The sequence below is a fragment of the Streptomyces sp. GC420 genome (assembly GCF_009916105.1).
Classification (GTDB): Bacteria; Actinomycetota; Actinomycetes; order Streptomycetales; family Streptomycetaceae; genus Streptomyces.
In genome coordinates this window covers 1-7,629 of sequence record NZ_JAAAXQ010000370.1, presented here as the reverse complement: position 1 = coordinate 7,629, position 7,629 = coordinate 1, and the positions used below count along the sequence as shown (strand labels likewise).

At 72.4% G+C, this 7,629-nt stretch carries 6 protein-coding genes; 1 reads left to right on the top strand and 5 read right to left on the bottom strand.

The features are described from left to right. The coding region (locus GUY61_RS31320; protein WP_166633625.1) for a bifunctional riboflavin kinase/FAD synthetase at positions 1 to 807 on the top strand (807 nt) is incomplete at its 5' end. Positions 808 to 1,253: 446 nt separating this feature from the next. Here GUY61_RS31320 and GUY61_RS31315 read toward each other — a convergent pair. The 5 genes from GUY61_RS31315 to GUY61_RS31295 are packed head-to-tail and all read right to left on the bottom strand — an operon-like array spanning position 1,254 to position 7,283. After that, complete coding sequence (locus tag GUY61_RS31315; protein WP_243766887.1) at positions 1,254 to 2,435, bottom strand: ABC transporter ATP-binding protein; 1,182 nt, start codon at positions 2,433 to 2,435, stop codon at positions 1,254 to 1,256. Further along, the gene (locus GUY61_RS31310) at positions 2,432 to 3,457 is read right to left on the bottom strand and encodes an ABC transporter ATP-binding protein (protein WP_208106689.1); all 1,026 of its coding nucleotides are present in this window, start codon (positions 3,455 to 3,457) and stop codon (positions 2,432 to 2,434) included. The genes GUY61_RS31315 and GUY61_RS31310 overlap by 4 nt, the downstream gene beginning before the upstream one ends. Beyond that, on the bottom strand, positions 3,454 to 4,356 hold the full coding sequence (locus tag GUY61_RS31305) for an ABC transporter permease (protein ID WP_166633623.1): 903 nt from the start codon (positions 4,354 to 4,356) through the stop codon (positions 3,454 to 3,456). The genes GUY61_RS31310 and GUY61_RS31305 overlap by 4 nt, the downstream gene beginning before the upstream one ends. Beyond that, the gene (locus tag GUY61_RS31300; protein WP_166633622.1) at positions 4,353 to 5,423 is read right to left on the bottom strand and encodes an ABC transporter permease; all 1,071 of its coding nucleotides are present in this window, start codon (positions 5,421 to 5,423) and stop codon (positions 4,353 to 4,355) included. The genes GUY61_RS31305 and GUY61_RS31300 overlap by 4 nt, the downstream gene beginning before the upstream one ends. Before the next feature lie 9 nt (positions 5,424 to 5,432). Continuing rightward, positions 5,433 to 7,283, bottom strand: a complete 1,851-nt coding sequence (locus GUY61_RS31295) for an ABC transporter substrate-binding protein (protein ID WP_166633621.1) — start codon at positions 7,281 to 7,283, stop codon at positions 5,433 to 5,435. Between the last annotated feature and the right edge of the window lie 346 nt (positions 7,284 to 7,629).

Genomic DNA, 7,629 nt, shown 5'->3' with positions numbered 1-7,629 from the left:
GTCGTCGTCACCTTCGACCCCCACCCCAGCGAGGTCGTGCGTCCCGGCAGCCACCCCCCGCTCCTCGCGCCGCACCACCGGCGCGCCGAGCTGATGGCGGAGCTCGGTGTCGACGCGATGCTGATCCTGCCGTTCACCGCCGAGTTCTCGAAGCTGTCGCCCGCCGACTTCGTGGTGAAGGTGCTCGTCGACAAGCTGCACGCCAAGGCCGTCGTCGAGGGCCCCAACTTCCGCTTCGGCCACAGGGCCGCAGGCACCGTGGACACCCTCGCCGAGATGGGCACGACCTACGACTACGAGGTGGACGTCGTCGACCTCTTCGTCCGGGGCGAGGCCGGCGGCGGCGAGCCCTTCTCGTCCACGCTGATCCGCCGGCTCGTCGCCGAGGGCGACATGGCGGGCGCGAGGGAGATCCTCGGCCGCCCGCACCGCGTCGAGGGCGTCGTCGTCCGCGGCGCCCAGCGCGGCCGTGAACTGGGCTTCCCGACCGCCAACGTCGAGACGCTCCCGCACACCGCGATCCCCGCCGACGGCGTCTACGCCGGCTGGCTGCACGCCCAGGGCGAGGCCATGCCCGCGGCGATCTCCGTCGGCACGAATCCGCAGTTCGACGGCACGGAGCGCACGGTCGAGGCATACGCGATCGACCGGGTGGGGCTCGAGCTGTACGGCCTCCACGTGGCCGTCGACTTCCTCGCCTATGTGCGCGGCCAGCTGAAGTTCGACTCCCTCGACGGCCTGCTCGAGGCGATGGCGTCGGACGTGCGGCGCTGCCGCGAGCTGATCGCGGCCGACCGGCAGGAGTAGGCCCCGTCCGACAGAGGCCGCCATCCGCCCGGAGGGCGGGGTCCGCGGCGTCCGGTGCGTGCGATCGCAGGGCGGTGGGGGCGAGCCCGGACCCCGTCCGGTGGCCTGCTCGGAGGATTCCGGCAACGCGGCGTGGGGGTACCTCCCGTGCCCGGAGGGCCACGGGGGAGTGCGTGCCAGGCGTCGCGGGGCGAGATCTGTCGGACAGAGCCCAGCGGCGCCCGGCCCCGGCCGTTGGCGTCGCGCCGGGTGGGCCGGGCAGCCCCCAGCACGACCTCGCCGGGTGCGGCCGGACGGAGCGGCCCCTCGTCCGGCCGCGGACGAGCGCCGGTGGCGCCGTCGGCCACGGGCGCGCCCTTCGGCTCGGGCCCGGCGGACTCGCCGGACTCGGGGGTGTCACGGCCGGGCCCTGACGCCGCTGCCTCCCGCCGCCGGGCGGATCCGCCTCAGCCCTCCCCTGCGCGCGCAGCCGCCCAGTGGCAGGCCACACCCGCCGAGCCGGTCAGGACGGGCAGCTCCCGGGTGCGGCAGTGCTCCGCGACACCCGCCTCCCGCGCCGCGCCGGAGGCGAGGACCTGGCAGCGGGCGTGGAAACGGCACCCGCCCGGGATCCGCGAGGGGTCCGGGGTCTCACCGCCCAGGACGACGGGTTCGCCGGGCGCGTCCGGGAGGACGGACAGCAGGGCCCGGGTGTACGGATGGCGCGGGTCCGTGAGCACCTCCTCGACCGGGCCCGTCTCCACGATCCGGCCGAGGTACATCACCGCCACCCGGTCCGCGATGTTCCAGGCCAGACCCAGGTCGTGCGTGACGACCAGAGCGGAGAGCCCCAGCTCGTCACGCAGCCGCAGCAGCAGGGCGAGGATCTCGCCGCGCACCGAGGCGTCGAGGGAGGCGACCGGCTCGTCGGCGACGACGAGTTCGGGACGCAGGACCAGAGCCCCGGCGATGACGACGCGCTGGCGCTGCCCGCCCGACAGTTCATGCGGATAGCGCAGGAAGAACCGCTCGGGCGGCCGCAGCCCGGCACGGGACAGGGCCTCGGCGACGGCCTTGCGCTCGTCGCCGTCGTACCCGTGGATCCGCAGCCCCTCCGCGACCGCGTCGTAGACCGTGTGCCGCGGGTTGAGGGAGCCGGTCGGATCCTGGAGGACCAGCTGCACGCGCCTGCGGTACGCCTTCAGGGCGCGGCCCGTGTACGACAGCGGACGCCCGCCGAACACGACGCTTCCGGCGCTCGGGCTCACCAGCCCGAGCAGCGCCCGGGCCAGGGTGGTCTTGCCGCAGCCGGACTCCCCGACCAGCGCCACGATCTCCCCGGCGCCGACGGCGAGGTCGACACCGTCGACGGCCCGCGCGGGCGCGGCGCCGTGCCGGCCGGGGAAGACCACCGACAGACCCGACGCGGCCAGCAGCGGCCCGTCACCGGCGGCCGCGCCGGTCCCCGCCGCCGTCCCGGTGCCGGTGCCGGTGCCGGTGCCGGTGCCAATGCCGGTGCCGGTCCCGGTGACTGTGCCGGTCTCCGTGCCGGTGCCGGTCTCCGCGCCGGCGGGGGCGTCCGTGCCGGTCTTCTCCGGCGCCGTCGCCCTGGCGGAAAGGCCGCCCGTCGGTCCGTCCACGGCGGTCATCGTGCCGCTCCCTCGTTCGCGTCCCTGCCGTCGCCCGTGTTCCCGTCCCCGTCCGCCGCGCCGGCCCCGACGTGTACACACGCGGCGCGCCGCCCGGGCCCGGCCTCACGGAGAGGCTGGTCCTCCCGTGCGCAGCTGTCCAGTGAGACGGGGCAGCGCGGGTGAAAGGAGCACCCGCCCGGCAGCGCGGACGGGTCCGGGGGATCACCCGGCAGTCCGCGCGGGGCCAGCCGGGCGGCCGGATCGCCGATCCGCGGAAAGGCGGACGACAGGGCACGGCCGTACGGGTGCTCCGCCCGGCCGAAGACGTCCTGGGCCGGCCCCTCCTCGACGATCCTTCCCGCGTACATGACCGCGAGCCGGTCGCAGGTGTCGGCCAGCACCGCGAGATCGTGACTGATCATCAGCAGGCCCAGGTCCTGTTCGCTCACCAGCCGTTCGATGAGCCGCAGGATCTGCGCCTGGATCATCACGTCGAGCGCGGTCGTCGGCTCGTCGGCGATCACCAGCCGGGGCCCGCAGGCCAGCGCCATCGCGATCATCACGCGCTGCCGCTGCCCGCCGGACAGCTCGTGCGGATACGCACGCGCGCGGGACGCCGGGAGCCCCACCTGCTCCAGCAGCTCGCCCACCCGCTTCCTGGCCGCCGCCGGGGTGCCCTGCCGGTGCACCAGCACCGGTTCCGCGATCTGCTCGCCGACGCGCTGCACGGCGTTCAGAGAGTGCATCGCACCCTGGAAGACGATGGACGCCCCCGCCCAGCGGACCGCCCGCAGCCGGCCCCACTTCATGGTCAGGACGTCCTCGCCGTCCAGCAGAATCTCCCCGGACAGCCGTGCCGATTTCGGCAGCAGCCGCAGCAGGGCCAGCGCCAGCGTCGACTTGCCGCAGCCCGACTCCCCGGCCAGGCCCAGCTTCGTACCCGCGTCGAGGGACAGGTCCACACCCCGTACGGCGGGCACGGCGCCGGCCCCCGATCCGTAGGTGACCGACAGGTTCCGTACGTCGAGGAGTCCGCTCACCGGCCCGACACCCCCAGCTTCGGGTTGAGCACGGACTCCACGGCCCGCCCGCACAGCGTGAACGACAGCGCGACCAGGGCGATCGCGAGCCCGGGCGGAGCGAGGTACCACCAGTGGCCGGAGCTGACCGCCCCCGCCTCCCTGGCGTCCTGGAGCATGCCGCCCCAGGAGACGACCGCAGGGTCGCCGAGACCGAGGAAGGCGAGCGTCGCCTCGGTGAGGATCGCGTTGGAGATGCCCAGCGTCGTCTGCGCCAGGACGAGCGGCATCACGTTCGGCAGCACGTGCCGGCTCATGATGTGCCAGTGCCCGCCACCCAGGGCACGCGCCCGCTCGATGTACGGGCGGGCCTCGACGGCCAGGGTCTGGGCGCGTACAAGCCGCGCCGTGGTCGGCCAGCTGGTCACACCGATCGCGATGATCACGGTGGTGGCGCTGCGGGACATGACCGTGGCGAGCGCGATCGCCAGGACCAGGGTCGGCATCACCAGGAACCAGTCGGTGACCCGCATCAGCACGGCGCCGCCCTTGCCGCCGAAGTGCCCGGCGACGATGCCCACGACCGCGCCGATGGACACCGACAGCGCGGCGGCCAGCAGCCCGACGGTGAGCGAGATCCGCGCCCCGTACAGCAGCAGATCGAGCAGCGAGCGCCCGAACTGGTCCGTGCCGAGCGGGAACTCACCGCTCGGCGACCGAAGAGGCGCGCCGGGAGCCTCGGTCACGTTCCGCACGTCACCGCCCACCAGCACCGGGGCGGCCAGCGCGAGCAGTGCGATCACGGCGAAGACGGCGAGGCCGAACAGGCCCGCCCGGTTCGCGCGGTACCCGCGCCAGAAGCGGGCAAGGGCCCGGCGGCGGCGCGCCCGCGCGAGGGAGGATGCGGTGGCGGTGGTCATCGGCCTCGGTTCACCCTCGGGTCGAGCAGCGGATAGAGGAGGTCGGCGAGCAGGTTCATCAGGATCATCGCGCCGGCGAAGACCACGAACAGGCCCTGGACCAGTGGCAGGTCGGGCACGCTGAGCGCCTGGTAGAACAGTCCGCCGATACCGGGCCAGGAGAAGACCGTCTCCACCAGGATGTTGCCCGCCGCCACATGGCCGAGGTTGACGAAGACGAGCGTGACGGCGGGGAGCATCGCGTTCGGCACGGCGTGCCGGCGGCGCACGAGGTCGTCGCGCAGCCCCTTCGCCCGCGCCGTCGTCAGATAGTCCCCGCCCATCTCGTCGAGCAGGGACGAGCGCATGACCAGCAGCGTCTGCGCGTAGCCGACCGCGACGAGGGTCAGCACCGGCAGCACCATGTGGTGCGCCACGTCCAGGACGTATCCGAATCCCGTCTCGTCCCCGGACTCCATGCCGCCGGTGGGGAACAGGCCGGGGACAGGCCCGGCACCGACGGAGAAGGTGATGATGAGCAGCAGACCCAGCCAGAAGGACGGTACGGACCACAGGGTCAGGGCGATCCCGGTGCCCAGGCGGTCGCCGAGGCCGCCGTGCCGCCAGGCGGAGCGGGTGCCGAGCCACAGCCCGAGCGCGGTGTAGAGCAGCACGGCGGTGCCGGTGAGCAGGAGCGTTGCCGGGACCTTGTCGGCGATCAGCTCCATGACCGGGGCGTGGAACTGGTAGGAGGTGCCGAAGTCACCGGTGACGGCCTTGCCGCAGTAGTCCGTGAACTGCTGCCACAGCGGCAGGTCGAGCCCGAACTGCCGCCTCAGGTTGGCGAGCTGTTCGGCGTCGACCTGCCGGCCGTGGGTCATGCTGCGGACCGGGTCGCCCGGGATGACGCGGAAGAGGAAGAAGCTGGTGACGAGGACGGCGAGCAGGGAGACCGCGGCGCCCGCGAGCTTCCCGGCCAGGTGGGCGAGGAAGGCACGGACGGCGCTCCCGCCGTGGCCCGTGCCTGTGCCCGGGCTCCCGGCGGGGGGCGGGGGCGCAGCCGCGGTCTCGAGTGCTGCAGCAGCCATGGCGGGACGCTACTCGCGCTCGTCGGCCGTGGAGCGGCGGCGCGCCATCACGAAGCCGATCGCTCCGGCCGCCACCGCGGCGACCGCGGCGATGCCGATGACCAGGCCGGTGGAGGAACCGCCGTCCCCGGACGCGGAGGCGCCGGCGCCGGCCGCGGGCTCGGCGGACCACCAGCTCCAGTAGCCGTCCTGGCCGAAGATGTTGCCCCCGTCGGAGGGCATCGTGGTGATCGACGCGATCTGGTCGGTCCGGTACGCCTCGACGGCGTTCGGATACGCCATGACGTTCATGTACCCGGTCTCGTACAGCCTGGCCTGCATCCGCTTGACGATGCCGGCCCGCTCGGCGGCGTCGTACTCCGCGAGCTGCTTCTCGTAGAGCGCGTCGAACTTCTTGTCGCAGATGAAGTTGTCGGTGGCGCCGACATCCTGCGGCGTGGCGGGCAGGGCGTCACAGGTGTGGATGGACAGCACGAAGTCCGGGTCCGGGTTGACGGACCAGCCGTCGAAGGCGAGGTCGTACTCACCCGCGAGCCAGGGGTCCGTCACATTGTCGAGGCAGTCCACCTTCAGGCCGATGCCCAGATCGCCGTACCACTCCTCCATGTACTTCCCGATCGCCTTGTCGTTCGGGTCGGTGGCGTGGCACAGGACGCGGTACGTGATCGGCCTGCCGTCCTTGCCGAGGCGCTTCCCGTCCTTGTCCAGCCGGTAGCCGGCCTCGTCGAGGAGCTCCGCGGCCCGTTCCGGGTCGTACGCGAGTTCCTCCTCGTCGCCCGGCTGCCAGTGGTAGTCGGCGTACCGGGGCGGGATGTAGCCCTCGCCCTGCACGGCGTGGCCCTGGAAGACCTTGTCGATGATGGTCTTCCGGTCGGTGGCGAGGAACAGTGCCTGGCGGACGCGGCGGTCGAGGAGGGAAGGGTGGCCGTCGCCGAACTCCTTGCCGTTCCTGGCCTTGGCGCCGGGGTTCGTCGCCAGGGCGTAGAACCGGCGTCCGGGCGCGTCGTTGACCTTGATGTCGTCGTTGCCGTCGAGGGAGGCGGCCTGTGCGGGTGTCAGGTTGGAGACGAAGGACACCTCGCCCTTCCGCAGGGCGGCGACGGCCGCGTCATTGTCCTTGTAGTACTTGAAGAGGAGCTCGTCGAACTTCGGCGCCCCGCGCCAGAAGTCCTTGTTGGCCTTGAGCCGGACGTACTGGTCGACCTTGTAGTCCGTCAGGATGTACGGCCCGTTTCCGACGACCGGGAACTGCTTGTCGTTGTTGAACTTGGAGAAGTCGCCGACCCTCTCCCAGACGTGCTTGGGGACGATCGGCACGTCCAGCGCCGTCATCGTCGCCTGCGGCTTCTTCAGCCTGATGACCAGCGTCCGTGGATCGGGGGCCGTCACCTCGTCGAAGTTGGCGACGAAACTGCCGTTGGCGGTGGCCGCGCCGTCGTCGGTCATCATCTTGTTGAAGGTCCAGGCGGCGTCCTCTGCGGTCGCCGGCTTCCCGTCGGACCACTTGGAGTCCTCGCGGATCGTGTACGTCCACGTCAGCTTGTCGGCGGACGGCTCCCACTCGGTGGCGAGACCGGGGATCGCGTGGGCGTCCTTGGCGTCGTAGTTCGTGAGGTAGTCGTACATCAGCCGGTGGATGGACGTACTGACGAGGCGTGAGGCGAGGAAGGGACTCAGCGAGTCGACGCTCTGCGACACCGCGACGGTCAGCACCTTCTTGCCGCCCGGGTCCTCGTCGGCTGCTGCGGGACCGGCCGCCGCCGCTCCGGTGCCCGCCGCGGCTCCCGCGAGGAGGACGAGGGCGAGAGCGGCCCGTAAGGCCTTGGCGGAGATTGCTCGGGAGTGCGCTGGTGTGTGCATGGGGCGGTGACCTCGCGTCATGGCTCGCACAGGCAGGGAAGGCGGATCAGTGGCTTCTGCTTCGGTCTCCAGCTGGTGATGGGGATGTCTATCAGCGGTGGTCTAAACATGTCAACGGGACACAAACACGCGTCTGGCCAGCAGGAATGACAAAGGGCCCGCCCCGCCTGCGCGGTGCGGGCCCTCATTGGTCCAGTCCGGTGAAGACCTACTGCTGAGGCGCTGACGGCGGGTGCTCACCACCGCCGGGAGCCCCCTGCGGCCACCCCTGGGGGTGAGGCTGCCGGCCTTCGTACGGGGCCTGGGGCGGCTGCGGCGCCTGCGGGTTCTGCGGCGCCTGCGGGGG

Excerpts from the sequence above, each read along its gene's own strand:
- GUY61_RS31315 (WP_243766887.1), bottom strand. The coding sequence starts at position 2,435 with ATGACCGCCGTGGACGGACCGACGGGCGGCCTTTCCGCCAGGGCGACG.
- GUY61_RS31305 (WP_166633623.1), bottom strand. The coding sequence starts at position 4,356 with ATGACCACCGCCACCGCATCCTCCCTCGCGCGGGCGCGCCGCCGCCGG.
- GUY61_RS31300 (WP_166633622.1), bottom strand. The coding sequence starts at position 5,423 with ATGGCTGCTGCAGCACTCGAGACCGCGGCTGCGCCCCCGCCCCCCGCC.
- GUY61_RS31295 (WP_166633621.1), bottom strand. The coding sequence starts at position 7,283 with ATGCACACACCAGCGCACTCCCGAGCAATCTCCGCCAAGGCCTTACGG.